This window comes from Pseudaeromonas sharmana, from assembly GCF_042649925.1.
Lineage (GTDB): Bacteria > Pseudomonadota > Gammaproteobacteria > Enterobacterales > Aeromonadaceae > Pseudaeromonas > Pseudaeromonas sharmana.
In genome coordinates, this window is the sequence record NZ_JBHSAF010000015.1 from 260,152 (window position 1) to 284,906 (window position 24,755).

Consider the following 24,755-nt stretch of genomic DNA (forward strand, 5'->3'; position numbering starts at 1 on the left):
GGCGGCCAAAGGTTACGGCAAGCCGTGACCGGCAGGAGCCGCCCTTTTTACCAATCTTTACATGCTTGTTGTCGAGAAATCACAGTTGGCCTTTACCCGTTAACAGCGCTGTCAATGTCGGCTCCAGACTCTGGGCGATTTTCTGTTGTCCTGCCGCGTTGGGATGCAAGCGATCGGCAAGCAACAATCCGGGATCAGTAATAATCGGCTCCATGAAAAAGGGTAGCAGTGGCAACTGATACTCTTCGGCTAGCGTGGCGAATATCGGCTCAAACTGATTCAGATAACGCCGCCCATAGTTAGGTGGCAGGCGAATTTGCGTGAGAATAACCTTGGCTCCCTGCTGCTGTGCCTGCGTGATCATGCGTTGCAAGTTGGCTTGGGTGGCGGCAACGGGCAGCCCGCGCAGTCCGTCATTGGCACCGAGTTCAATCATCAGCCAGTCGGGTTGGTGTTGCTTCAGCAGTGCCGGCAGGCGTTGTGCGCCCCCTTGTGTCGTTTCGCCACTGACACTGGCGTTGATGATGTGCAGATCCGGATGCTGGGTTTGCCAGTATTGTTGTAATAGTGCCGGCCAGGCTTGTTGTGCCGGGAGCTGGTAGCCGGCACTGAGGCTGTCGCCGAAAACCAGCAAGGTGGTAGCATGCAGGGGGAGTACAGATCCCAACAACATCAGAATTAGGAAACGCAGCATGAGTGAGCCTTCGATGATAGTGGTGAAGGATTTGACGCAATACGTCAGTCTGGAAAACGAGACGCTTACCATCCTTCAGGGGATCAATCTGGAAGTCAAGGCGGCGGAGACAGTGGCGCTGATTGGGCGTTCTGGCTCTGGCAAGTCGACATTGCTGGGGTTGCTGGCCGGGCTGGATCAACCGACCCAGGGCGACATCGAGCTGCTGGGTTTATCGCTCAAAACCCTGGACGAAGAGGCCCGCGCCCGACTGCGGGCCGAGCAGATAGGTTTTATTTTTCAGTCATTTCACTTGTTGCCATCGTTGAGCGCACTGGAAAACGTCATGTTACCGGCAGAAATCCGCGGCCAGCCCCAGGCGCGCGCGCAAGCAACGGCGTTGCTTGCGGAGGTTGGCCTGGCCCACCGTCTGCATCACCATCCGGCCCAACTCTCTGGCGGGGAACAGCAGCGTGTTGCCATTGCTCGGGCATTTATGGGGCGACCGCGTTTACTGCTGGCGGACGAACCGACCGGCAATCTGGATCGACAGACGGGTGAGCGCATTGCCGAGTTACTGTTCCGTCTGAATCGGGAACATGGGACTGCGCTGTTTATTGTCACGCATGATGAGCAACTGGCCGCCCGTTGCCAGCGCCGGCTGCACCTGGATGGCGGTCAGCTATCTATGAACGAACCCGTCGGGAGCCAATGATGAGTAGGCTGACAACCGTTGCATCCGGTCCCCTGACCGGTTTATGGCCGTTAGCCGGGCGCCTGGCGTGGCGAGAGGGACGGCGTGGCGTGTTGCGTGGTTTCGTGCTGGCGCTCGCCCTGGCGGTGGCCAGTCTGCTTTGTGTCGTGCTGGTAGCCGATCGCCTGCAACAGGCAATTGGCAGCAACAGCCGTGAGTTTCTGGCGGGTGACCGGGTCATTGAGTCCGGCACTGAGATACCTGCTCGCGACTGGCGTGATTTACCAGCAGGCATCGCGGTCAGCCAGACCGTCGGCTTTTCAACCATGCTGTTTTCCGGTGAGCAGATGCAGTTGGCCAGTGTCCGTGCCATCGGCGCCGGTTATCCCTGGTATGGTCAGCTAAGGCTCACGCCGCAACGCACGCCGCAGGTGGGGGAGATTTGGCTCTCTGCCCGCCTGATGGCGCTGTTACAGACTCGCGTAGGCAAATCTGTCGAACTGGGTAATCGTCAGCTGACGGTCGCAGGCGTGCTGGATCAGGCTCCGGATGAGGGCTTCTCCCCCTTCCAGCTGGCGCCACGCGCACTGATGCATCTGGATGATCTGGCGGCTGCCGGTGTTATCTTGCCAGGCAGCCGTGTCGAGTATCGCTACCAATTGCGTGTCCCGCTCTCGCTGCAGGCAACGCTGGATGCCAGTTGGCCGTCGCGTTTGCAGGCTGGCCAAAAATGGCTCACTCCACAGCAGCAGGGAAGCGCAGGCAGCAAGGCGCTGGAGCGAAGCGAACGCTTCTTTCGCCTCGCGGCATTGATCGGGGTGTTGCTCGGTGCATTGGCCATGCAGATAGCGTTACAGCACTTTACATCGCGCCAGGCCGATCAGATCGCCTTGTTAAAGACGTTGGGGGCCAGCCGCCGTCAGCTCTGGTGCTGGATGTTGACGCTGCTGGCACTGTTGTGTGGCGTGGCTGTGCTGGTGGGAGGCGCGGCCGGCTATCTGCTGCACCTGCTGTTTGTCTCATCGCTCGGTCCCTTGCTCCCTCCCGACTTGCCGCCTCCGTCATGGCAGCCGCTGCTGTTTGCCATCGGGGTAACCCTGTTCTTGACCTTGCTGCTGGCGTTGGTGCCGTTCTCGCGTCTGCTGGGAACACCACCGTTGCGGGTGTTGAGGCAGGATCTGGATGGCCGTCTTCCAGGCTGGATAACCTGGCCCTTCATGCTGCTAGGCATCGGTGTGCTGAGCTGGCAGTTCACCGGCGATGTGCTGCTGAGTCTGGCGCTCTTGGGTGGCATGTTGGTGTTGCTCATCGTGCTGGGGGCTGTTGCCTATGCGGCGCTCTGGCTATTACCGCGCGGACGGCCCGGGACCGGGCGGGCCCTGGCGCTGGCCCATCTCAGACGTAGCCGGCGGCAGAGCCTGGCGCAGCTATCGGCTATTGCGCTGGCGATGTTGTTGCTGGGGTTGTTGTGGTCGAGCAGGGCGGCCATCCTGGCCGAATTTGATCACCGGCTCAGTGCCGATGTTCCGAACCGGTTTGTTATCAACATTGCCGAGGCCGATCGGCAATCTCTGCAGCAGTGGTTGCAAGCACATGGTATCGCGCACTCTGGTCTTTATCCGGTCGTCAGAGGGCGACTGCTGTCGATTGGCGGTGAGCCGGTGGCTCAGGCAGAAGGGGAACCCGGCAGGCCGGGTGTCTATCGTGAACTGACCATGACCTGGCTGGCACGGCAACCTGCTCATAATCAGGTCATCGCCGGGGAGTGGTGGTCAGCACAAGGCAAGGGACAGGTTTCGGTAGAGCAAGGTGTCGCCGAACGGCTGGGAATTCGCCTGGGCGACAGGTTGCGATTCAATGTCGAGGGGCGAGAGATATCGGCCCGGGTCTCTTCACTGCGCAAAGTGAACTGGGAGGAGCTGCAACCGAATTTCTTCATGATTTTCTCCCCGGATGTGCTGGCTGATTACCCGGCTAGCTGGCTGGCAAGCATGCGCGTTCCTTCGGGCGATACCCAGCTTGAGCACTCCTTGGTCCGAGCCTATCCGACCCTGACCTTAATCGATACGGACAATATCATGCAGCGCTTGAAGCAGGTGTTAGGGCAGATCAGCCAGGCCTTGGGCCTGATGTTTGCGCTGGTGGCAATCGCCGCCGTGCTGGTGTTGTTTACCCAGGTGCAGTCGGCGATCGCCAAGCGCTGGCATGAACTGGTGTTGATGCGTACGCTCGGTGCCGCAACGCGTCAGCTAAACGCCATGTTGTACTGGGAGTGGCTCACCAGCGGCGCATTGGCCGGTGTGGCGGCAGCGGCCTGTTGCGAGCTCATCATGCTGCTGGTGCAGCCGCTGTGGAGTGAGCTAGCCTGGCAGCCCCAGCCGCTACTGTGGATCAGTTTGCCTCTGCTGGGGATGGTACTGGTGCTGCTGGCGGCGCGATCACCGATGATGACGTTGCTGCAGGCGGTGCTTGCCGGCCGGTTGCGCGAAGTGGATTAATCACGACTGTTGGCGCTGGACGGGCCGGACTCGGTTCGTCCAGTAACCGGCGCTCCTCCCAGTACATGGTGTAGAGCCTGGCTGAGTTCTGGAAAGGCGAATGTGAAGCCGGCCTCCTGCAGGCGCTGTGGGTAGACGGCCGGGCCGTTAATCAGCAAGGCGGCACGTTCGCCCAGCAGGAGCCGTAGTAGCCAGGCCGGTGTCCACAGCCAATGTGGCCTCTGCACGCTGCGGGCGAGCTGGCGCGAAAAGTCCAATTGGCTGACCGGGTAGGGGGTGGTCAGGTTATAGGCGCCATGGCATTCGTGCCGGGTCAGCAGAAACTGGATGGCAGCGATCACATCGTCGATGGCAATCCAGCTGATGAACTGTTTTCCGCTGCCGAGTTGGCTCCCCAGCCCCAGCCGGTACAATGGCAGCAGGCGCTGCAGCACGCCACCTTCCTTGCCTAGCACAATGCCCAACCGCAGCAAGCACACCCGGCACTGATGCTCCGCGGCCATGGTTGCCAACTGTTCCCAACGCTGACAGACCTGATGCGCGAAGTCAGGTTGTGCGACCGGGCTGTATTCATTCACGCCGTTGGCGTCGCTCTGGCCATAGAAGCCAATGGCCGAGGCATTAAGCCAGAGTCGGGGGCGGGGTTGGCTGACCGCAAGCTTCTGCTGCAGCGCTTCTGTCAGCAGCCAGCGACTTTGGGCGATGCGCTCCTTATGGCGTGTTGTCCAGTAGCGATCGGCGATGGGTTCACCAGCCAGATTGATGATGACGTCAAATGCATCAAGGTTGTTCAGTTCATCCAGTCTTCTAACTTGGACCTGCTCGGCAAACAGGCGTTCGGCCTTGTCCCGTCGACGGCTGATGACGGTAAGCTGATGCTCGGTACTCAGTGCTGCCACCAGATGCTGGCCAATAAAGCCGGTTGCGCCGGTTATCAGAATCTGCATCCCTGTTGCTCCTGTAGATGACCCCGTGTGCTGATGATGAGTATGACAGCTTCCTGATCTTATCCCCAGATCCTGTGGGTAAGTTTGTAGATGACGCTTGGACTTCCTGCTGACAACCTGCGCGTGCACAAGCCTTGCGCATGCAGTTCGAGAGGGCGAATCGGAGGCTGTCGCCGGGAGTGGATGGTCGCCAGTGTGGCGGGCCGGCACTGAGCCGCGGCACCTTGCCGCTAGCCGGGTTGTGAGTCATCGGGCGATTATCTGTTTGCCGTGGCGGAGCGGATAGGGAACAGGCGCTGGCCCACAGACTAATAAAAAAGGGAAGCCTGGGCTTCCCTTCTGGACGTGAGCGAGGCTCAGGCTTGCGGCTGAGCGCCGGCTTGTTCGGCCTGAATCGCGGTCAGTGCAATGGTGTAGACGATGTCGTCAACCAGGGCACCGCGCGACAGGTCGTTAACCGGCTTGCGCATACCTTGCAGCATAGGGCCGATGGAGACCAGGTCTGCCGAGCGTTGCACCGCCTTGTAGGTGGTGTTACCGGTGTTCAAATCCGGGAAGATGAACACGGTAGCCTGACCGGCAACCGGTGAATTCGGTGCCTTGGACTGGGCGACATCGGCCATGATGGCGGCGTCGTATTGCAGCGGGCCGTCGATTACCAGATCCGGACGCTTCTCCTTGGCGATGCGGGTGGCCTCGCGGACCTTGTCGACATCGGCGCCGGTGCCTGAGGTACCGGTGGAGTAGGAGATCATCGCAACGCGCGGCTCGATACCGAACGCGCTCGCGGAGTCGGCAGACTGGATGGCGATTTCGGCCAGTTGCTCGGCATTCGGATCCGGGTTGATCGCGCAGTCGCCGTAGACCAGCACCTGATCCGGCAGCAGCATGAAGAACACCGAGGAGACCAGGGATGAGCCTGGGGCTGTCTTGATGATCTGCAGTGGCGGACGAATGGTGTTGGCGGTGGTGTGCACAGCACCGGATACCAGACCATCGACTTCGTTGCGCTCCAGCATCATGGTGCCGAGTACGACGTTGTCTTCGAGCTGTTCACGGGCGACGACCTCGGTGATGCCCTTGGCCTTGCGCAGCTCGACCAGACGCGGCACATAGCGTTCGCGAGCGACTGCCGGATCGATGATCTCGACACGATCATTCAGCACCACGCCCTGTTGTTCGGCGACGCGACGGATTTCATCCGGGTTGCCCAGCAACACTGGACGGGCAATTCCGCGTTCGGCACAGATGGCGGCGGCCTTGACGGTACGCGGCTCGTCACCTTCCGGCAGCACGATACGCTTGTTGGCGTGGCGGGCCAGCTCGGTCAGCTGGTAACGGAACGCCGGCGGGCTCAGCCGACGGGTGCGGCTGGAGGCGGCGGTCAATGTTTCCAGCCAGTGCTTGTCGATATGACCGGCGACATAGTCCTGGACCATCTCGATGCGCTCGATATCGTCGGCCGGGATCTCCAGGTTGAAGTTCTGCAAGCTGACGGCGGTCTGCCAGGTGTTGGTGGTGATCATCATGATCGGCAGACCGGTCTGCATCGCCTGTTGGCACAGCGCCATCACCTGCGGTTCCGGATGGTAGTTGCCGGTCAGCAGCAGGGCACCCAGCTTGACGCCGTTCATCGCCGCCAGACAGGCGGAGACGATGACATCAGAGCGGTCGCCAGAGGTGACCAGCAGGCTGCCAGGGCGGAAGTGCTCGACCATGTTATGGATGGAGCGGGCGCAGAACGTCACCTGATGCAGGCGGCGTTGTTCCAGCTCACCACGGTTGAGGATCTCGGCGCCGAGGTGGGCCGCCAGATCCTTGGCACGCGGGGCGATGAGCTGGGTGTTCCACGGAATGCAGCCGAGAATGCGCAGCGGGCTCTTGCCGAAGAATTGCAGCACTTCCAGATTGTTGGCCATGTCGCCGGAGCTGTGATGCGCTTCGAACATCTCGGTCAAATCCGGACGGGTGATGCCGTGTTCGTCAACCGGCGCACCAACCTTGTTGATGATACAGCCGACGATGCGCTTGTTGTTGACGCCGCCGAAGTTGGAGCACGCCAGTTCGATGCGCTCCTTGAGCTTCTGGCTGGAATCGTTACCAGGGTGGGTAACAAACACCATGTCGGCGTCCAGTGCGCTGGCAATCTCATAATTGAGCTTGTTGGCGAAAGGTTGCTTGTCGACCGGGACCAGGCCCTCGACCACCACCACTTCGGCGCCACTCTCTTTCACATGCTTTTCATACAGGGCAACAATTTCTTCCAGCAGCACAGCGGTGTTGCCGGTGGAGATCATGTTTTCTGCATAGTGCAGGGAGAGCGGTTCGGGAGGGGTGATGTTGGAGCCGGCGCGGATGACGGCGGTAGAAGCTTCTGGACCTGAGTGTGCGGGTTTCGGTTGGGAGACCGGTTTGAAGAAGCTGACGTTCACCCCGTGTCGTTCCATCGCTCGGACCATGCCGAGGCTGACAGAGGTGACGCCTACACCGGATCCAATCGGGATAAGCATGATAGTGCGTGCCACTGGAGTATCCCCTAAATTGAAGTACAGTTGGCTGATTAAAAAAGGCTGCCTAGGGCAGCCTTGCTATTGTACCTGGTCTGAATCAGGCTTCCACCAATTCCAGCGCATCGTGGGCAATTACCCACTCCTCATTGGTCGGGATCACCATGGCGACGGTGCTGCCGGCTGCGGTGATGATGCCCTGACCGCCGAAACGCGCCTTCAGGTTGGCAGCTGCATCGACCTTGAAACCGAGCAGTGACAAGCGATTCAGCGTCATCTCCCGGATCGGGGCCGAGTTCTCACCGATACCGCCGGTGAAAACCACGGCATCCAGGCGGCCATCCAGCGCGGCGACATAACTGCCGATGTATTTGGCCAGTCGGTAGCAATAGATATCCATCGCGCGCTTGGCGGCGGCGTCGGTATCGTAGTTATCTTCGACGAAACGGCAATCGCTGGTCACTTCGGTCAGCCCCAGCAGACCGGACTCTTTGGTCAGCATGGTGTTGATGTCGGCCAGGCTCATGCCGAGGGCATCGTGCAGGTGGAAGATGATGGCTGGGTCGATATCGCCGCAGCGCGTGCCCATCACCAGACCTTCCAGCGGCGTCATCCCCATGGAGGTGTCCACAGACTGACCATTCTTGATCGCGCAGACAGAACCACCGTTACCGAGGTGACAGTTGATGATGTTCAGTTCGCTGACCGGCTTGCCGAGGACTTCGGCGGCCTGCAGGCTGATGTAGTAGTGGCTGGTGCCGTGCATGCCGTAGCGACGGATGCCATTTTGCTTGTACATCTGATACGGCAGCGCATACAGGTAGGCGTGTTCCGGCATCGTCTGGTGGAAGGCGGTATCGAATACGGCAACGTTCGGCAGCCCAGGGAAAGCGTGCTGAGCGGCCTTGATGCCAACCAGGTGTGCCGGATTGTGCAGCGGCGCCAGGGTGGCGCAGTCGGCGATGCCTTGAATCACTTCATCGGTGATCACCACGGAGCGGGTGAACTTTTCGCCGCCGTGTACGACACGGTGGCCGATGGCAAACAGGTTCTCTGCCAGCTCGGGTTTGCTGGCCAGGATGGTGTGCACTATGTAATCCAGTGCTTCCTCATGGGCGGCACCGGCGCCCAGATCGGCGGCGCCCTTGTTGCCATCCAGCTTCCACTTGATACGGGCTTCGGTCAGGTGCAGGCACTCGGCCAGACCAGACAGCTTTTCGTCACCATCTACGGCATCGATCACGGCAAACTTCAGGGACGAACTGCCACAGTTAAGAACAAGAACCAGCTTGCTGCTCATTCGTAGTAAATCCTATCTATCTTTTTTGGGTTTACTGCGTGGAATGGGTAGTTTTCCAGCAGAGTTAACGTATGCTTACATTAAAGGTGCTGTCAGCCGTCCGGCTTGGAAGACGTCTGCTCAGCCTCAGCATGTAGCTTTTGAGGCTCGACAAGGCGAAAATGCCGGGTTAAAAATCAAGCGCGGCAAGAATACAGATGTCGGATAAAAATAACAAAAAAATATTGTTACAAAGCATGTAACCATTTTCATAATGTGGTTATTTGGGCGGAGGTAGTGAATATGACTTTATTCTATAAAAAGATACATTTGGGACATGTTTACATGCAGTTATGGCCTCGAGATAAGACGCTGGCTGCCATGTTTCCTGAGAACCGGATTATCACCGCCGTAGAGTTTGCGATTCGTTGGTTGCCAGTACTGATAGTGATGAGTTTGGCCTCGCAGTTTTTGCTCGGTGCGGCAACGTTTTGGCCGGTCGTGATGGCCTCGGTATTTTTTATGCTCAGCCTGCCATTACAGGGTTACTATTGGCTCGGTCAGCGTGCCGAAACACGTTTGCCGCCGTCATTAAGCAAGTGGTATGTCGACATCAACAACAAGTTGGGGCAGCAGCATCTGGTGCGACAACCACGATACCTGGAGTTGGCAGAGACGCTGAACCGGGCATTCCGGCAACTCGACAAGTCTTTCATCCTCGACTAGCGGGTCTTGTTGCAGCCTAATGACAACAAAGCCACCGCAAGGTGGCTTTGTTGTCTGAGGTCATCAGTAACAGACGTTGCTGTGATAACGACTGATGATGCCCTTGATGATGTCCATCTTCTCTTTTTTCGGAGGATGGATGTCGCCGAGCATGTATTTTTCGCCCATGGCTTCCCATTTGTGCTTGCCCAACTCGTGATAAGGCAGCAATTCCACCTTTTCAACCGCACCGTTTAACTCGTCGTGAATAAAACGGCCGAGCGCTTCGGCCCCTGCCTCATCGTCCGACCAGGAGGGAACCACGACATAACGGATCCACATCTTTTTGCCTTTCTTCGCCAGATAACGCGCAAAGTCGAGACAATATTTATTACTGACGTGGGTGAGGGGAATATGCACCTCGTCATTCATGTGTTTGATATCCAGCAACACCAGATCGGTAACATCCAGCAGTGCATCGAGTGCCTGATCGTAATGGCGCACGAAGCCATTGGTGTCCAGACAGGTGTGGATGCCCTTTTCTTTACACGCCTGGAACAGCTCGGTCACAAACTCTTTTTGTAACGTTGCTTCACCACCGGAAGCGGTGACCCCTCCACCGGAGGCGTTCATGAAATGACGGTAGGTCAACAGATCCTTCATCAGTTCATCGACGGTAACTTCACGACCACCGTCGGTATCCCAGGTGTCGCGATTGTGGCAATACAGGCAGCGCATCAGACAGCCTTGCATGAAGACGATGAAGCGGATGCCGGGTCCATCGACGGTACCGCAGGTTTCAATCGAGTGGATTCGCCCCTTGATAGGCGCCTCATTAGTCATAGCTGGGCTCCAAACATTCATTTTGCTTCTATTTTAAAGGATTTACGTGCTGAGGGCATGGTTTTTAGTCCGCACGCAGTCTGGTTCCATTCTAGCCGAGCAGGCAATAAAAAACCCCCGCATAGGCGGGGGTTTTGTCGGCAACCGCAGGGATTACATGGACTGAGTGAAAGTCCGGGTAATAACGTCCTGTTGTTGCTCCTTGGTCAGCGAGTTGAAGCGAACAGCATAGCCAGATACGCGGATGGTCAACTGCGGATACTTCTCCGGGTTTTCCATGGCGTCGAGCAGCATTTCGCGGTTCATAACGTTGACGTTCAGGTGTTGGCCACCTTCGATGTTGGATTCGTGGTGGAAGTAACCATCCATCAGACCCACCAGGTTTGCCTTCTGAGCATCCGCTTCCTTACCCAGTGCGTTTGGCACGATGGAGAAGGTGTAGGAGATACCATCTTTGGCATAGGCGAACGGCAGCTTGGCTACGGAGGTCAGAGAGGCAACCGCACCCTTCTGGTCACGACCGTGCATCGGGTTGGCACCCGGGCCAAACGGTGCACCAGCGCGACGGCCATCCGGAGTGTTACCGGTCTTCTTACCATATACCACGTTAGAGGTGATGGTCAGAACAGACTGGGTCGGGATAGCGTTGCGATAGGTCTTGTGGGTAGCGATCTTCTTCATGAAGCGCTCAACCAGATCACAGGCAATGGTGTCAACGCGCTCGTCGTTGTTACCAAACTGCGGGTATTCGCCTTCAATTTCGAAGTCGATAGCCAGGCCATCTTCGTCACGAATCGGCTTGACCTTGGCGTACTTGATGGCAGACAGGGAGTCGGCGGTCACAGACAGACCAGCGATACCACAGGCCATGGTACGAATGACATCGCGATCGTGCAGCGCCATCTGAATGGCTTCATAGCTGTACTTGTCGTGCATGTAGTGGATGATGTTCAGGGCGGTGACATACTGGGTAGCCAGCCAATCCATGAAGTGATCCAGACGATCCATGACTTCATCGTAGTTCAGGACATCGCCCTGAATCGGTGCAGTCTTCGGACCAACTTGGATTTTCAGCTTTTCGTCCACGCCGCCGTTGATGGCGTACAGCATGGTCTTGGCCAGGTTGGCACGAGCACCGAAGAACTGCATCATCTTGCCGACGATCATCGGGGAGACGCAGCAGGCGATGGCGTAGTCATCGTTGTTGAAGTCGGCACGCATCAGATCGTCGTTTTCGTACTGAACGGAAGACGTGTCGATAGAGACCTTGGCACAGAACTTCTTGAAGCCGACCGGCAGCTTTTCAGACCACAGGATGGTCATGTTTGGCTCTGGGGACGGGCCCATGGTGTACATGGTGTTCAGGTAACGGAAGGCGTTCTTGGTCACCAGAGTACGACCGTCTACGCCCATACCGCCGATGGATTCGGTTGCCCAAATCGGATCGCCTGAGAACAGGGTATCGTATTCCGGGGTACGCAGGAAACGCACCATGCGCAGCTTCATGACCAGGTGGTCAATGATTTCCTGAGCTTGTTGCTCGGTGATCAGACCCTTCTTCAGATCGCGTTCGAAGTAAACGTCGAGGAAGGTTGCAGTACGGCCGAAGGACATTGCAGCACCATTCTGGGACTTAGCTGCCCCCAGGTAACCGAAGTAGGTCCATTGTACGGCTTCTTGCGCGGTGGTTGCCGGACCGGAGATGTCACAACCGTACTTGGCAGCCATTTCTTTCAGCTGACCCAGAGCACGGTGTTGTTCACAGATCTCTTCACGTAGACGGATGGTGGCTTCCAGATCCTCACCTGCTTCCAGCTTGGCTTGCAGGGACTTGAACTGGGCCAGCTTGTCGGCCATCAGGAAGTCGACACCGTACAGGGCGACGCGACGATAGTCACCGATGATACGACCACGGCCATAAGCATCAGGCAGACCGGTGATGACACCGGACTTACGGCAGTTCAGGATGTCCTTGGTGTAGACATCAAACACGCCTTGGTTGTGGGTCTTGCGGTAGTCGGTGAAGATTTGCTTCAGCTTCGGATCCAGCGTGCGGCCATAGACCTGACAGGAACCTTCAACCATCTTGATGCCGCCAAACGGGATGATGGCGCGCTTCAGCGGCTTGTCAGTTTGCAGACCGACGATCTTTTCCAGACCCTGCTCGATGTAGCCAGCGTCGTGAGCCGTGATGGTGGAGGCCAGATCGGTGTCAAAATCAACTGGAGCGTGAGTGCGGTTCTCTTCCTTGATACCTTCCATCACCTTGTTCCACAGGGTGGTGGTGGCTTCGGTGGCGCCAGCCAGGAAGGATTCGTCACCTTCGTACGGGGTGTAGTTCTTCTGAATGAAGTCACGGGTATTGACTTCAGACTGCCAGGCTCCGGGTACGAAGCCTTCCCACGCGCTCAGAAACTTGTCGTTAAGCTCTGTCATGTTTCATTACCTCTTCGGTATTGATGATCCAAGCTCCCCCGCCATCAGTGGTGGCGACGGAAAATAAACCAGTAGGTCAAACCAATCATACCACCACCACCGATGATGTTGCCGATGGTGACAGGAATCAGATTATTGACGATGAAATGGCCAAGCGTCAGATCGGCATACTTGGCCGGATCCATCGCGATGGCTTGCCAGAATTCCGGACCGGCGAAGGTTTGAATCGCGATGCCGACCGGAATCATAAACATGTTGGCGATACTGTGCTCAAAGCCGGAGGCCACGAACATGGCAACCGGCAGCACCATGATCAGCGCCTTGTCGGTCATGGTGCGTCCGCCAAAAGCCATCCAGGCGGCCAGGCAGACCATCAGATTACACAGGATACCCAGCGCTACCGCTTCTACAAAAGTATGGTGAATCTTGTGCTGTGCCACGTTCAACGCAGTCAAACCCCATTGACCATTGCCTGAGGTGTACTCGCTACTCAGCATGATCAGGGCAACCATAATCAGGCCGCCAACCAGGTTACCGAAATAGACGATGACCCAGTTCTTCAGCATTTGTCCCCAGGTGATGCGATTGGCCGCGCGGGCTACCAGCGTCAGCGTGGTGGAGGTAAACAACTCACCGCCCAGAATCACACACAGGATCAGGCCGAGAGAGAAGCAGACCGCACCGGCGAACTTGCTGCCCCCTTGAGAGACGACTGTGATGTAGAAGATGAAGGCGATGGCGATGAAAGCGCCGGCGGTGATGGCCAGCAGGAAGGTTTTGGCGGCAGGCTTGGTGGCTTTGCCATAGGTGATGTCTTCAGCAACAGCGGCGATGGCTTCGGGCTTCAGACAATCGAATGGAGATTCAACTTTCACGTGAGTGGCACCCTGTTTGTCATTTTACTTTCGTAATCATAGCAACAAAGATGGTGGTCAAATTTGCCTTGGATCAATTTCGACCAGTCAGTTTTGTAATTTTACTACATCATGAATCACAGATTTCTCGTGAATGCGACCCGCTATCTGCCGAATGCCGAGCGGCGATGACATGACTTTGCTGTCGCCAGTGCTCGTAAAATAACCACTGGCCTCACTATAGACTCCTAAAGCTGGATAATAAATGGTGCAAATAAAAAGCCCTCATTAATGAGGGCTTGGCGTGAACAGATATTTAGAAGTTGAATTGTCGTTTGGCGCGTTGCAGTTTCTCATAAGCTGCCAGCAGCTTTTGATGCAGCGGGAACTGCTCTAGGCTCAGATCGCCGGCGGTGAGTCCGAAGAAACGGGCTTCACCATGGATATGTGCCCAGACCTGCTGGACTGCCTCGGCTCCAAACATTTTGTCAAAAGCAGGACGATAGGCCTCGGGAGCTCGTTCCGGCGAGAGATGAAGCTCTAAGCTGGCTTTAAGGCAGCGGAAGAAGTTAGCGCGCTCAGCGGTGAAAACAGTAGCGTTGAACTCCAGCGTCCAGTCAGTCCACTCCAGCGCAGTAGCAAGTTCTCCGGCGGCGAGTGCCAACAGGCATTTGAGTTCACCAACACGCAGGGTGTGCCATCCGCTATCACGGCCAACGGCTAAGCCAATCAGCTCGCGAACCCGAGTCCGGTCGTCAAAACCTTCTTCATCAAGCATGTCATAGAACGCCATATACTCTTCGGCTGCCCCATCGCTTTCAGGCAGGGCGAGAACCGCTTCACGCAGTCCGGCTCCCATATTGTTGTTGGCAATGACCAGATCTTCGGCAGGATAAATATCCGACATGCCAGGAACCAGAATGCGGCAGGCGTAGACACCGAGGTGTTCATAATCTGCGATGTAGACTGGCTGTTCCAGTTGTCCAAAGATGCCGATCAAGTGGTTGAATTCCTCTTCTGTCGTCCCGGCAAAATTCCAGTCGACAAACTCGAAGTCACTTTCGGTTTTAAACAGATCCCAGCTGATGAGTCCTGATGAGTCGATAAAGTGGGTTTCCAGGTTGTGGTGATCCGCCACTTCATCATTATTGAACGATGGGGGAGCGAACACGTCCAAATCTTTCAGGCTACGCCCTTGCAGCAGCTCGGTCACAGTGCGCTCAAATGCGACTTCGAAACGAGGGTGGGCGCCGAATGACGCAAAACAGGTGCCATTCGCGGGGTTGAACAAAACTACGCAGATAACTGGGAACTGGCCTCCTAATGAGGCGTCGTAGCAGAGAATTGGAAAACCCTCTTGCTCAAGGGTAGCTATCGCTTCCTGAATTCCCGGGTAGCGGGCGATAACCGCTGCGGGGATCTCGGGCAACGAGATCGCTTCGGCAATAATACGATTCTTAACGTAACGCTCAAAAACCTCAGACAAACCCTGCGTACGGGCTTCGGTTCGGGTGTTGCCGGCGCTCATGCCATTGGATACGTATAAGTTACCGACAATATTCATCGGTATATAAACAGTTTGCTGATTGTCGTAACGAATGAACGGAAGGGCGCAAATGCCACGTTCTTCGTTACCCGATTGCAGGTCAACCAGCATGTCCGCAGAGAGTTCACCGGCCGGATCGTAATAATTCAGCGTGTAGTCATCCAGCAATCCCGGAGGCAGCTCGCCGTCGTCAGGGATCGGAAACCACTTCTCGTTCGGGTAGTGAACAAACTCAGAATCGGCGATCGCCTCACCCAGGTAGAAGTCGGCGAAGAAATAGTTGGTAGACAGTCGCTCGAAATACTCACCCAGCGCAGAGGCTAACGCCGCTTTCTTGCTGGCCCCCTTGCCGTTGGTGAAGCACAGGGGACAGTCGCGGTCACGAATGTGAACTGACCAGACATGAGGAACCGGGTTCAGCCAGGATGCCTCTTCAATATCGAAGCCCAAGTCGCGCAACTTGGTCTGGAAGCGTTCAATCGAGGCTTCAAGGGCGGCATCTTTGCCAGGAATGAAGGTTTGCATTGTCGAGAATTCCGCAGGAGTGAATGTTACCGGTCTGTTAACCGTAAAGTCGGCGCCAGTGTAATGGTAAGGGCGTGGAATCACCAGTTACTTAATCAGGCGGTTGCAGCAGCAATAATGCAGATATTGCAATGTGTGGCATGTAGCATTGCGCAAAACGACTTGCAGACTTTGTGGCAATCCGTAATGTGGTCACTAGTCAAAAGATGTCTCCAGGGCAGGAAGGGAAATGAAAAAAGTAGGTTTGATCGGTTGGCGTGGCATGGTGGGTTCGGTTCTGATGAGCCGGATGATGGAAGAAAACGACTTTGCGTTGATTGACCCCGTGTTTTTCACCACGTCACAAGCCGGCCAGGCGGCCCCAAACTACGGCAAGGATGCAGGTCAGCTGCAGGATGCCTTCAATATTGATGCACTGCGCGCCATGGACATCATCATCACCTGCCAAGGTGGCGATTATACCAAGGATGTCTATCCAAGACTGATGGCGACCGGTTGGAACGGCTTCTGGATTGACGCGGCGTCAGCACTGCGGATGGAGGAAAATGCCATCATCATTCTGGATCCGGTCAACGGCCAGGTGATCGACTCGGCACTGAATCGCGGCTTGAAAACATTTGTGGGTGGCAATTGCACCGTCAGCCTGATGTTGATGGCATTGGGGGGGCTGTTTGCCAATAACCTGGTGGAATGGATTTCCTCTTCCACCTATCAGGCGGCTTCGGGGGCAGGCGCGCGCCATATGCGCGAGCTTCTGACTCAGATGGGTACGCTGCGTGATGCGGTGGCTGCCGAGTTGGCCGATCCGGCCTCAGCCATTCTGGATATCGAGCGCAAGGTCACGGCAGCGATGCGAGATGATACTTTCCCGAGCAGCCAGTTTGGTGCGCCGTTAGCGGGCAGTCTGATTCCCTGGATCGATGTGCCGCTGGCCAACGGTCAAAGCAAGGAAGAGTGGAAGGGAATGGCCGAGACAAACAAGATTCTCGGGCTTGGCACCGGCGACATTCCGGTTGATGGAAACTGTGTGCGGATTGGCGCCTTGCGCTGCCACAGCCAGTCCTTCACCATCAAGTTGAAGGGCGATGTGCCGTTGAGCGAAATTCACCAGATGCTGGCTGCCCACAATGATTGGGTGCGTGTCATCGAAAACGATCGGGCCATCACGGTCAAGGAGCTGACGCCAGCCAAGGTGACCGGAACACTGAATGTACCGGTTGGGCGTCTGCGCAAGATGAACATGGGGAACGATTTCTTGTCGGCCTTCTCCGTTGGCGACCAGCTGTTATGGGGTGCCGCAGAGCCATTGCGTCGTATGTTGCGGATCTTGCTCGCCAAGGCTTGAATATCAATGTTGCGCGAAGAACCGGGCCAGAGGCCCGGTTTTTTTTCATGTCAACGACAGGAAGAACAGCATTAGCAGAGGGCCGAGCAAGCTGAGAATAAATCCGGAGACCACGGCAATGGGTACCATGGCCAAACCACCGGAGCGCTGAATGATCGGCAAGGTAAAATCGAGCGCAGTGGCGCCACCTAACCCGATGGCGGCCGAAGGGTGACGGCGCATCAGCAGCGGGATGGCCATTAACGCGAGCAACTCGCGAAACAGATCATTCAGGAAGGCAGTACTGCCTATCAGCGGGCCCAGCTCACCGCTGACCAGGATCCCCGAGAGCGAGTACCAACCGAACGCTGAGGACAGCGCCAGGCTCTGTTGCCAGGACCAGCCCAGCAACCAGCCGGCGATAAGGCCACCCAACCAACTGCTGACGATCAACAGCGCCGCAATTTTCACAGCCCATAGATTCAGCAGCATCTGCCGCAATGACATCCCGGAGTTCCGCATTTGGATGCCGATTAGCAGCAGCAGTAACATCAGAGCCCAATTGCTCCACTCATGTACCGGTAGCGAATTTTTTTCCAGCAGCAGACCCAAGGCCGTACCGGCCACCACTACCAGTGCCATGCGCAGTGATTCCCATGCCATGCGCCACATCGACTGTTGCGCCAACGGGGCTTCCGGTCGTTGCTGCTGCTGACGACGATCGAGCCACCACAGTGCCAGCAGGTTGGCCGAACAGATGCACAAGGTGAGCAAGCCAGCGCTGCGAAACAGTGGCCACAGTTGCTGATCGAGTTGGTCGACAAATGCCAGTCCAATCCCCATCAAAAACAGGATCAGATACACCATCTGGCTGCAGAGCCACTGCAGCCGCTTAAGCCACTGGGGGGAGTGTAACGGGATGAGATAGCCGCATATGAGGGGAAACAGAATCAGGATAACGTCTAACAGCATGTCCTTTCTCGTCGTAAGCCGGGACACTCCTAACCAGCGAAGAGTGTTCTCGGGATCACATTCTGCCATACCTTGGTTGAGGATTTGCTGAATTGTTCAGCTTCAGTTGATGAGTGCAGGCGCTAGATGCTGTGTAGACCTGTCATCAACGACAGGTGCCAAGATCGAAATAAATGACTTTTGATTATGGCGCCAGTCCCTCATTTCTCTTAACAGATTATGCCCATGACGTTTGCTTCTGATCTCCAGACCACCATCACTCACGCTGAGCTGGATGTGGAAAAACAGTTTATTCTCGAAGCCTTGTCCGCCAGCATGCCGGAGATGATCGCCATGCTGCGCACTGTTGTGGCCGATGCGAGCTGGCATCAGGCTGCCGAGGATAAGCAGCCATTTGGCTCTGGTGTCGCGGCCTGCCTGGACAACGTCTTGCTGGCTGGCGCAGCGCTTGGTTTCAGAACGGGGCGAGATGATGCGGGATACTATGGTTGGCTCGATGTGGGCGAGGGAGAGCCACAGCTCGGTGTGCTCTGTCATGTCGATCAGGCCCCCATTGCCGATGCGGACGCTTGGTTTAGCGATCCGCTGACGCTGACAGAGCGCAACGGCTTGCTGTACGGCCGTGGTGTGCAACAGAGCAAGGGCCCGTTGGTGGCCGTAATCATGGCCCTGGCCGTGCTGGTTCGCCACTCCATGCCGCTGCAACAGCCGATTCGCATCATCATAGGCACCGATGGCGGTCAACAGGGACGCTGTATGGCCCGGTATCTGATGCACGAGCCGGCGCCGCTGTTGACGCTCTCTCCGGTCGGCGATGCCGAACTGGTTCTGGGTGAAAAACGCCGGTTGCAGGCCTACTTGTTGGCCCCTGGTTCCGAGGATTTGACGCTGGCATGCGGCGGCGAGTTTGATTGGATACCCGATCGGGCTTGCTATCATGGTAAACAGCAGAAGTTACTGCGCAAACAGCTGGATGTGTATGGTATTCCCTGGTTGGAGCAGGAGCATGCCACCCTGGTGCTAGGTCAAGCTGCCGCATCAGGGGATTGTCTTCATCAGGGGATTAACGCGATTGCGCGCCTCTGTCGTGGTCTCAACGCCATTGGCTATCAACATCCGGCGTTGGGGTTTTGTGCGCTAATCGTCGGTTCTGATCCTGGTATTCGAGCCTTGCTTGGGCCTGTCGCCGATGTGAGCGGTAGCTTGAGCTGCAACCTGGCCAGTTTGCGCCTCGATCACAATGAGGCCCGGATTGGTCTTGATCTGCGTGTTCCGGTCTCTGTCAGTTATGAGTCTATTTCCAAGCAACTAAAACAACGTGTTACCCAGCTTGGCTGGCAATACGAAGAGGTTCACCATCTGCCGCCATTATCACCATCGCTCTCTGAACAGGGCGTATCGCTGCTTCGCCAGTGTTGTCAGCATGTCACGGGACGGCCCTGCATGACGCATTATTCAGCAGGCGTATCCTTTGCCAGGGCGCTGCCAAATACTGTTCCTTTTGGCGCCATTTTGGCGGACGTTCCCGATACCCGAGGGGCAGTCAATGAGCATATCAGTTCTGAAAACTTACTGATGACAGCACAAATCTATGCGCTGGCACTGATGGACCTACAAAAGTATCCACTGGCAACCATTTTGGGGCGCCAAAAATGATGTTGTGCACCTCTATGCAACATTAGTGCGCGAATAATGCAAAAAGCTGCCATTTGTTGAATTTAAATTCGGATTTATGCTTCTCAATCTGTAAATCATCTTGTAATTTGTCCGCAGGCTGGTTTTTTTTCTGTCACATCGGTACAGATTAATCAATGGATGATGGTGTCGCGGCACCGCTAACAGGGTTGTAGGCATGAGTGAGATACCCACACTTGAGGTCAGAGAGTTACATAAATATTTCGGATCTCATCAAGTATTGAAAGGCATCAATCTGACGGCGCATAAGGGAGACGTTATCTCCATTCTTGGGTCATCTGGATCTGGTAAATCCACATTCCTACGTTGTATCAATCTGTTGGAAACCCCCTCAGCCGGCGAGGTCTATGTGCACGGCGAACTGATGCGCATGAAGACCAACAAGCTGGGTGAACGTCAGCCAGAAGATCGGCGCCAGGTTGAGCGCATCCGCTCACGGCTGGCGATGGTCTTTCAAAGCTTCAATCTCTGGTCTCACATGACAGTCCTGCAGAACGTTATCGAGGTTCCGGTACAGGTGCTGAAGATGCCGCGTGCCGAAGCGATCGAGAAAGCAGAAACCCTGTTACATCGCGTGGGGTTGTATGAGCGGCGTGATTATTATCCCGGCCACTTGTCCGGGGGGCAGCAACAGCGCGCGGCTATCGCGCGAGCCCTGGCGGTGGACCCTGAAGTCATGCTGTTTGATGAGCCTACCTCTGCGCTCGATCCCGAATTGGTTGGCGAAGTGCTGCAGGTGATGCGTAGCCTTGCTGAAGAGGGGCGAACCATGCTGGTGGTGACCCATGAAATGACTTTTGCACGGGATGTATCAAATCGGGTCATGTTCTTGCATCAGGGAGTGGTGGAAGAGGAGGGGGTGCCGGAGGCAGTCTTTGGCAGTCCTAAATCCGAACGTTTCAAGCAATTTATTTCCTCAGTGTACTGATCTATTTCAATCAAGGAGTTAGATATGAAAAAGGTGTGGTTTGCAGCCCTGCTGGCGGTCGCGGTTTCCGGTGCAGTCGAAGCCAAGGAGTGGAAGAGTGTGCGTATCGGTATCGAAGGGGCCTACCCGCCTTTTTCGCGCACCGAAGCTAATGGTGATATGACCGGGTTTGATGTCGACATGGCCAAGGCGCTGTGCGAGGAAATGAAGGTCAAGTGCACCATAGTGCAGCAGGATTGGGATGGCATGATTCCGAGTTTGCTGGCGCGTAAGTTTGACGCCATCATTTCGACGATGGATATCACGCCAGAGCGTCTTAAGCGTGTCGACTTCTCCGATAAGTACCAGCACGTTCCGGCACGCTTTGCGACCAAGAAAGGTACTCCGCTAGAGCTGACGGCCGAGTTCATGAAGGGCAAGAAGGTGGGCGTGCAACGCGCTACATCAATGGACTCGTACATCACCGATAACTTCCCGGCAGCGGATATCAAACGCTATGGTACGGCCGAAGAGGCCTATCTCGATTTGAAGGCTGGGCGCGTAGATTATGTGCTGGCTGATTACGCCTCCTTGCTGGATGGGCTGATCAAGAAGGAAGATGGTGCTAATTATGAGCTGGTCGGCCCGGGGCTGACGGATCCGCGCTGGTTTGGTATCGGTGCCGGTGTGGCGCTGCGCAAGGGCGATGCCGAGCTCAAGGCGTTGTTCAACAAGGCGATCAAGGACATCCGTGCCAACGGCAAGTACAAGGCGGTCAACGACAAGTACTTCGATTTTGATGCCTACGGCGATAACTGATGCCAGTAGTTAGTCTGTCACGGGCCTGCGGGCCCGTTTTGTCTGGATGCCATGATGTTTGATCTGAAGGGATATGAGGCGTCGCTGCTGGAAGGCGCCTGGATGACATTACAGGTCGCACTGCTCTCGGTTCTCCTGGCTGTCTGTCTGGGCATGGTGGGAGCCCTGGCCAAGCTGTCACGGATCCGCCTGGCCCGGCGCACCGCGACTTTTTATACCACCCTGGTGCGCGGGATACCGGATCTGGTGCTGATGATGCTGCTGTTCTTCGGTGGGCAGGTGTTCGTCAATTTCATCTGTTCGACCGTCAATGAGCATCTCAATTCCTGGTTCGGCGCCGGAAATCCGAATTGGGAGTGGCACGCCTACCTTCCAGATTATATTGATATCAGTCCGTTTATTGCGGGAGTCTTGACGATAGGATTCATTTTTGGGGCCTACATGACCGAGACTTTCCGTGGAGCCATTCTGGCGGTGGATCGCGGTCAGCTTGAGGCTGCACATGCTTACGGCATGACGCCCAGCCAGGTGTTTCGCCGTGTACTGTTTCCGCAAATGGTGCGCCACGCGCTGCCAGGTTTTGGTAACAACTGGCTCGTCTTGCTAAAAACCACGGCTCTGGTGTCGGTGATTGGATTGGATGACATGGTTCGCAAGGCGGCTCTGGCGGCGGGAACCACACAGTTACCGTTTACCTTCTACATGGCCGTTGCACTGATTTTTCTGGTCTTTACTGCGGTTTCCACCACCTTGCTCAAGTGGGCGGAGCGTCACTATGCCATTCAGACGAGGTAGCAGACAGCATGTTTGATTTCTCTATCATACTGCAGGAGTGGCCGACGTATTTGCAGGGCCTGGGCAATACCATCTGGTTGGTGGCGGTCTCCCTGATTCTGGGGTTGACGATCGCTATCCCATTAGGTATTTGCCGCAATAGCAGTAATCCGCTGTTGCGCCTACCTGCATGGGGCTATATCTATTTCTTCCGTGGCACGCCGATGCTGGTTCAACTGTTCATCATCTATTATGGTGCTGCGCAGTGGGACGGACTGCGCGGTTCCTGGGCGTGGAACTGGTTCCAGGAGGCCTGGTTTTGCGCCTTGTTGTCGTTCACGTTGAATACGGCGGCCTATACGGCAGAAATCGTGCGGGGGGCGATCCGTACCATTCCCAGAGGCGAGGTGGAGGCGGCGACAGCGTATGGCATGACGCCATGGCAGACGATGAAATGCATCATACTGCCCAGTGCGTTGCGTAGAGCGTTGCCGGCCTACAGCAACGAAGTCATCTTCATGCTGCATGGCTCGGCGATTGCCGGCATCATTACCATCGTCGATCTGACGGGCGCGGCACGCATTATCAATGCCCGCTATTACAGTCCTTTTGAAGCCTTTATCACGGCCGGACTGCTGTACATGATGTTGAGCATGCTGATTGTCTGGGGCTTCCGCAAACTGGAAAACCGCTGGCATGCCCATCTTAGACCGCGCAGCGTCTAGGTTTTCGCTGATCAGCTAGCGACGGCATGTTACAATGCCGTCGTTCTTGTTTTCGGGTCCTGCTAAGGAGCCATTTTGCGTCTCTGGTGTGTGCTCTTGTCGTGCTGTTTGTGGGTTGCCTTGCCTTTGCAGGCGGCGGAGCAGGTGTTGTTCGGTGCCGAGCCGGCGTGGCGTCAGATCGTCGACGTGCCGGATTCCTCTTCCCAATCCCCGGTGGGTGGCCAGCGCTATTTGCTGGTCGATCGCCAGTATTATCTGGACTCCAAAACGGTCCAGCGTTTCCAGCATTTTGTTATTCACATCACCAGCACGGAAGGTTTGGAAAAATCTTCCCAACTGGCATTCGACTTCGATCCTGGCTACGAAACGCTGACCATTCATCGCATTCAGATCCGTCGCAATGGCAAGGTGCTTGATCGTTTGGAGCCGCAAGAGCTGCGTGTGTTCCAGCGTGAAGCCAATCTTGAGCGCTTTCTCTATTCAGGTATGCGTACCGCCTATCTGATCCTGCCGGATGTCAGGGTTGGTGACATTCTCGAATACAGTTATTCGTTACAAGGCAACAATCCGGTCATGGATGGCAAGTTCAGCGAGACGTTACCGCTGGAATGGGAAGTGCCCATCGAACGCAGCAGTCTGCGCCTGGTGGTGGCGCCCAGTCGTTCATTGTTCTTTCAGGCGCCGAAAGATACTGACGTCAAGGTAATGGTCAGTGCGTCGTCAGGCGAGCGAGAGATCAGCTGGCGGCAGGAGCAAGTGCCTGCCGTTGAGTTGCAGGAAGATACCCCGCTCTGGTACATGCCCAACCGCTCCTTGAGTGTCAGTGAGTTCGCCAGTTGGGCTGATGTTGCCAGTTGGGCGAAACCGCTGTATGACGAAGGGGCAGCCATCGATCCCAGTGTGCAAGCGTTGGCTGACCAGTTGTCCTCCGGCAAGACACCATCACAAAAGTTGATGGCAGCCCTGCACTTCGTGCAGCAGGAAGTGCGGTATCTGGGGATGGAGGATGGCATTGGCTCCCATCGGCCACGCAAAGCGGCCGATACCCTCTATCGTCGCTATGGTGATTGCAAGGACAAAACAGTGTTGTTGATGGCGCTGCTCAAGGCCATGGGCTTCACGCCTGAAGCGGCCCTGGTGAGCCTTGATCGAGGCGCCACCTTACCGAATCAGCAGCCTTCCCCCTACCTGTTTGACCACGTGATCGTGACACTGATGTTGGATGGTAAACGCATCTGGCTGGATGGGACTGCGCTGAACCAGGGCAGCAACATCGATACGTTGGCTGTCCCCTATTTTCGTTACGCCTTGTTGGTGAACGATAAGACAACCAGCTTGACGCCGATGGACAGCGAGTATCGCCCGGCAGAGGTTCGCGTCCGTCAAGAACTGACCCTGCAGAAGTCGCTGACCCAGCTCCGGGTCGACAGCCTGTATTTAGGCGATCAGGCGGAGCAGCAACGCAGTCAGTGGCAAGTCAGCTCGATGCAGAGTCTGAGCCGCCGCTATGCTGAATACTATGGCCGCCTCTACGGCCAGTTGGAAGTCATCGGAGCCCCTCAAGTCAAGGATGATCGCGAGCGTAACGAATGGGAAATGTCGGAGCAGTATTTGATAGAGGGCGGTAGCCAGTCTGTCGCTCGGCATGGTCTCGACATTTATGCCGATCTACTTGACAGTTATCTCAAGGATCTGGATGCCAGTCGCACACAACCTCTGGCATTGACTCCGCCGACCAGACTGCAGCAGGAGTTTATCGTCAATATGCCGAAGCCGGTATCGGTGGCGCCCTATCAGGTCAATTACGATAATGCCGTGTTCCGCTTCTCGATGCAGGTTGAGCCGCTCAGACCACAACAATTGCGGGTAACCTATCGGTATGAGAACCTGGTCGACAGCGTACCGATTGCCGAATTGGCGCGTTATCGGGAAAATGTGCATCGCGCACGTGAACAGATGAGTCTGAATTTCACATTGCCGCTTCAGTAAAAGGCAGCTAAAACCAAGGGGTCAGAGTGACCCCTTGGTTGTC

At 56.2% G+C, this 24,755-nt stretch carries 20 protein-coding genes; 11 read left to right on the forward strand and 9 right to left on the reverse strand.

Annotated elements, in window-relative coordinates; translation table 11 throughout:
- Nucleotides 1-79: 79 nt before the first annotated feature.
- A complete protein-coding gene (locus ACFOSS_RS15890) occupies nt 80-694 on the reverse strand; it encodes an arylesterase (RefSeq protein WP_377154441.1) in 615 nt (204 codons plus the stop codon).
- On the opposite strand from ACFOSS_RS15890, the gene ACFOSS_RS15895 reads away from it, so the two are divergent.
- On the forward strand, nt 693-1,388 hold the full coding sequence (locus ACFOSS_RS15895; protein WP_377154443.1) for an ABC transporter ATP-binding protein: 696 nt from the start codon (nt 693-695) through the stop codon (nt 1,386-1,388). The two genes, ACFOSS_RS15890 and ACFOSS_RS15895, sit on opposite strands and share 2 nt — an antisense overlap.
- Nucleotides 1,388-3,865 carry an ABC transporter permease gene (locus ACFOSS_RS15900; protein ID WP_377154445.1) on the forward strand — a complete coding sequence of 826 codons (2,478 nt, stop codon included), beginning with the start codon at nt 1,388-1,390 and terminating at the stop codon, nt 3,863-3,865. The genes ACFOSS_RS15895 and ACFOSS_RS15900 overlap by 1 nt, the downstream gene beginning before the upstream one ends.
- Here ACFOSS_RS15900 and ACFOSS_RS15905 read toward each other — a convergent pair.
- The 3 genes from ACFOSS_RS15905 to ACFOSS_RS15915 form a co-directional block, all read right to left on the reverse strand.
- A complete protein-coding gene (locus ACFOSS_RS15905) occupies nt 3,862-4,812 on the reverse strand; it encodes a TIGR01777 family oxidoreductase (protein ID WP_377154447.1) in 951 nt (316 codons plus the stop codon). The two genes, ACFOSS_RS15900 and ACFOSS_RS15905, sit on opposite strands and share 4 nt — an antisense overlap.
- 356 nt (nt 4,813-5,168) lie before the next feature.
- On the reverse strand, nt 5,169-7,337 hold the full coding sequence (pta, locus tag ACFOSS_RS15910) for a phosphate acetyltransferase (RefSeq protein WP_377154449.1): 2,169 nt from the start codon (nt 7,335-7,337) through the stop codon (nt 5,169-5,171).
- An 82-nt stretch (nt 7,338-7,419) separates the two neighbouring features.
- Nucleotides 7,420-8,619 (reverse strand): acetate kinase, encoded by a 1,200-nt coding sequence (locus tag ACFOSS_RS15915; RefSeq protein ID WP_377154451.1) that lies wholly within the window; start codon nt 8,617-8,619, stop codon nt 7,420-7,422.
- Between ACFOSS_RS15915 and ACFOSS_RS15920 the strand changes: the two genes are divergently transcribed.
- Nucleotides 8,609-8,827, forward strand: a complete 219-nt coding sequence (locus tag ACFOSS_RS15920) for a hypothetical protein (protein WP_377154453.1) — start codon at nt 8,609-8,611, stop codon at nt 8,825-8,827. The two genes, ACFOSS_RS15915 and ACFOSS_RS15920, sit on opposite strands and share 11 nt — an antisense overlap.
- A 74-nt stretch (nt 8,828-8,901) precedes the next feature.
- Nucleotides 8,902-9,324 (forward strand): terminus macrodomain insulation protein YfbV, encoded by a 423-nt coding sequence (gene yfbV, locus ACFOSS_RS15925; protein WP_377154455.1) that lies wholly within the window; start codon nt 8,902-8,904, stop codon nt 9,322-9,324.
- A 63-nt stretch (nt 9,325-9,387) separates the two neighbouring features.
- Here the strand turns inward: yfbV and pflA are convergent, their stop codons facing one another.
- From pflA to ycaO, 4 genes are all read right to left on the reverse strand, one after another.
- Entirely contained in the window at nt 9,388-10,146 is a 759-nt protein-coding gene (gene pflA, locus ACFOSS_RS15930; RefSeq protein WP_377154457.1) for a pyruvate formate lyase 1-activating protein, read from the reverse strand.
- 153 nt (nt 10,147-10,299) lie between these two features.
- On the reverse strand, nt 10,300-12,582 hold the full coding sequence (gene pflB, locus ACFOSS_RS15935; RefSeq protein ID WP_377154459.1) for a formate C-acetyltransferase: 2,283 nt from the start codon (nt 12,580-12,582) through the stop codon (nt 10,300-10,302).
- Between the two features lie 44 nt (nt 12,583-12,626).
- Entirely contained in the window at nt 12,627-13,457 is an 831-nt protein-coding gene (gene focA, locus ACFOSS_RS15940) for a formate transporter FocA (RefSeq protein ID WP_377154461.1), read from the reverse strand.
- A gap of 295 nt (nt 13,458-13,752) precedes the next feature.
- Nucleotides 13,753-15,507: a 30S ribosomal protein S12 methylthiotransferase accessory factor YcaO gene (ycaO, locus tag ACFOSS_RS15945; RefSeq protein WP_377154782.1), complete on the reverse strand. Its 1,755-nt coding sequence runs from the start codon at nt 15,505-15,507 to the stop codon at nt 13,753-13,755.
- 229 nt (nt 15,508-15,736) lie between these two features.
- On the opposite strand from ycaO, the gene asd reads away from it, so the two are divergent.
- Nucleotides 15,737-16,852: an aspartate-semialdehyde dehydrogenase gene (asd, locus tag ACFOSS_RS15950; protein WP_377154463.1), complete on the forward strand. Its 1,116-nt coding sequence runs from the start codon at nt 15,737-15,739 to the stop codon at nt 16,850-16,852.
- Between the two features lie 45 nt (nt 16,853-16,897).
- Here asd and ACFOSS_RS15955 read toward each other — a convergent pair whose 3' ends face one another.
- Nucleotides 16,898-17,803 (reverse strand): lysine exporter LysO family protein, encoded by a 906-nt coding sequence (locus ACFOSS_RS15955; protein ID WP_377154464.1) that lies wholly within the window; start codon nt 17,801-17,803, stop codon nt 16,898-16,900.
- 225 nt (nt 17,804-18,028) lie between these two features.
- Between ACFOSS_RS15955 and ACFOSS_RS15960 the strand changes: the two genes are divergently transcribed.
- From ACFOSS_RS15960 to ACFOSS_RS15985, 6 genes are all read left to right on the forward strand, one after another.
- Entirely contained in the window at nt 18,029-19,459 is a 1,431-nt protein-coding gene (locus tag ACFOSS_RS15960) for a M20/M25/M40 family metallo-hydrolase (RefSeq protein WP_377154466.1), read from the forward strand.
- 196 nt (nt 19,460-19,655) lie between these two features.
- The gene (locus ACFOSS_RS15965; protein WP_449301184.1) at nt 19,656-20,426 is read left to right on the forward strand and encodes an ABC transporter ATP-binding protein; all 771 of its coding nucleotides are present in this window, start codon (nt 19,656-19,658) and stop codon (nt 20,424-20,426) included.
- A 24-nt stretch (nt 20,427-20,450) separates the two neighbouring features.
- A complete protein-coding gene (locus ACFOSS_RS15970) occupies nt 20,451-21,224 on the forward strand; it encodes an ABC transporter substrate-binding protein (protein WP_377154468.1) in 774 nt (257 codons plus the stop codon).
- 54 nt (nt 21,225-21,278) lie between these two features.
- On the forward strand, nt 21,279-22,019 hold the full coding sequence (locus ACFOSS_RS15975; RefSeq protein WP_377154470.1) for an ABC transporter permease: 741 nt from the start codon (nt 21,279-21,281) through the stop codon (nt 22,017-22,019).
- 8 nt (nt 22,020-22,027) lie between these two features.
- Entirely contained in the window at nt 22,028-22,723 is a 696-nt protein-coding gene (locus ACFOSS_RS15980; protein WP_377154472.1) for an ABC transporter permease, read from the forward strand.
- A 75-nt stretch (nt 22,724-22,798) separates the two neighbouring features.
- Entirely contained in the window at nt 22,799-24,712 is a 1,914-nt protein-coding gene (locus ACFOSS_RS15985; RefSeq protein WP_377154474.1) for a DUF3857 domain-containing transglutaminase family protein, read from the forward strand.
- Nucleotides 24,713-24,755: the final 43 nt, after the last annotated feature.

Excerpts from the sequence above, each read along its gene's own strand:
- ACFOSS_RS15900 (WP_377154445.1), top strand. The coding sequence starts at position 1,388 with ATGAGTAGGCTGACAACCGTTGCATCCGGTCCCCTGACCGGTTTATGG.
- ycaO (WP_377154782.1), bottom strand. The coding sequence starts at position 15,507 with ATGCAAACCTTCATTCCTGGCAAAGATGCCGCCCTTGAAGCCTCGATT.
- asd (WP_377154463.1), top strand. The coding sequence starts at position 15,737 with ATGAAAAAAGTAGGTTTGATCGGTTGGCGTGGCATGGTGGGTTCGGTT.
- ACFOSS_RS15965 (WP_449301184.1), top strand. The coding sequence starts at position 19,656 with ATGAGTGAGATACCCACACTTGAGGTCAGAGAGTTACATAAATATTTC.
- yfbV (WP_377154455.1), top strand. The coding sequence starts at position 8,902 with ATGACTTTATTCTATAAAAAGATACATTTGGGACATGTTTACATGCAG.
- ACFOSS_RS15895 (WP_377154443.1), top strand. The coding sequence starts at position 693 with ATGAGTGAGCCTTCGATGATAGTGGTGAAGGATTTGACGCAATACGTC.
- ACFOSS_RS15955 (WP_377154464.1), bottom strand. The coding sequence starts at position 17,803 with ATGCTGTTAGACGTTATCCTGATTCTGTTTCCCCTCATATGCGGCTAT.
- ACFOSS_RS15970 (WP_377154468.1), top strand. The coding sequence starts at position 20,451 with ATGAAAAAGGTGTGGTTTGCAGCCCTGCTGGCGGTCGCGGTTTCCGGT.
- ACFOSS_RS15890 (WP_377154441.1), bottom strand. The coding sequence starts at position 694 with ATGCTGCGTTTCCTAATTCTGATGTTGTTGGGATCTGTACTCCCCCTG.
- ACFOSS_RS15905 (WP_377154447.1), bottom strand. The coding sequence starts at position 4,812 with ATGCAGATTCTGATAACCGGCGCAACCGGCTTTATTGGCCAGCATCTG.
- ACFOSS_RS15980 (WP_377154472.1), top strand. The coding sequence starts at position 22,028 with ATGTTTGATTTCTCTATCATACTGCAGGAGTGGCCGACGTATTTGCAG.
- pflB (WP_377154459.1), bottom strand. The coding sequence starts at position 12,582 with ATGACAGAGCTTAACGACAAGTTTCTGAGCGCGTGGGAAGGCTTCGTA.
- ACFOSS_RS15960 (WP_377154466.1), top strand. The coding sequence starts at position 18,029 with ATGACGTTTGCTTCTGATCTCCAGACCACCATCACTCACGCTGAGCTG.
- ACFOSS_RS15975 (WP_377154470.1), top strand. The coding sequence starts at position 21,279 with ATGTTTGATCTGAAGGGATATGAGGCGTCGCTGCTGGAAGGCGCCTGG.
- ACFOSS_RS15915 (WP_377154451.1), bottom strand. The coding sequence starts at position 8,619 with ATGAGCAGCAAGCTGGTTCTTGTTCTTAACTGTGGCAGTTCGTCCCTG.
- pflA (WP_377154457.1), bottom strand. The coding sequence starts at position 10,146 with ATGACTAATGAGGCGCCTATCAAGGGGCGAATCCACTCGATTGAAACC.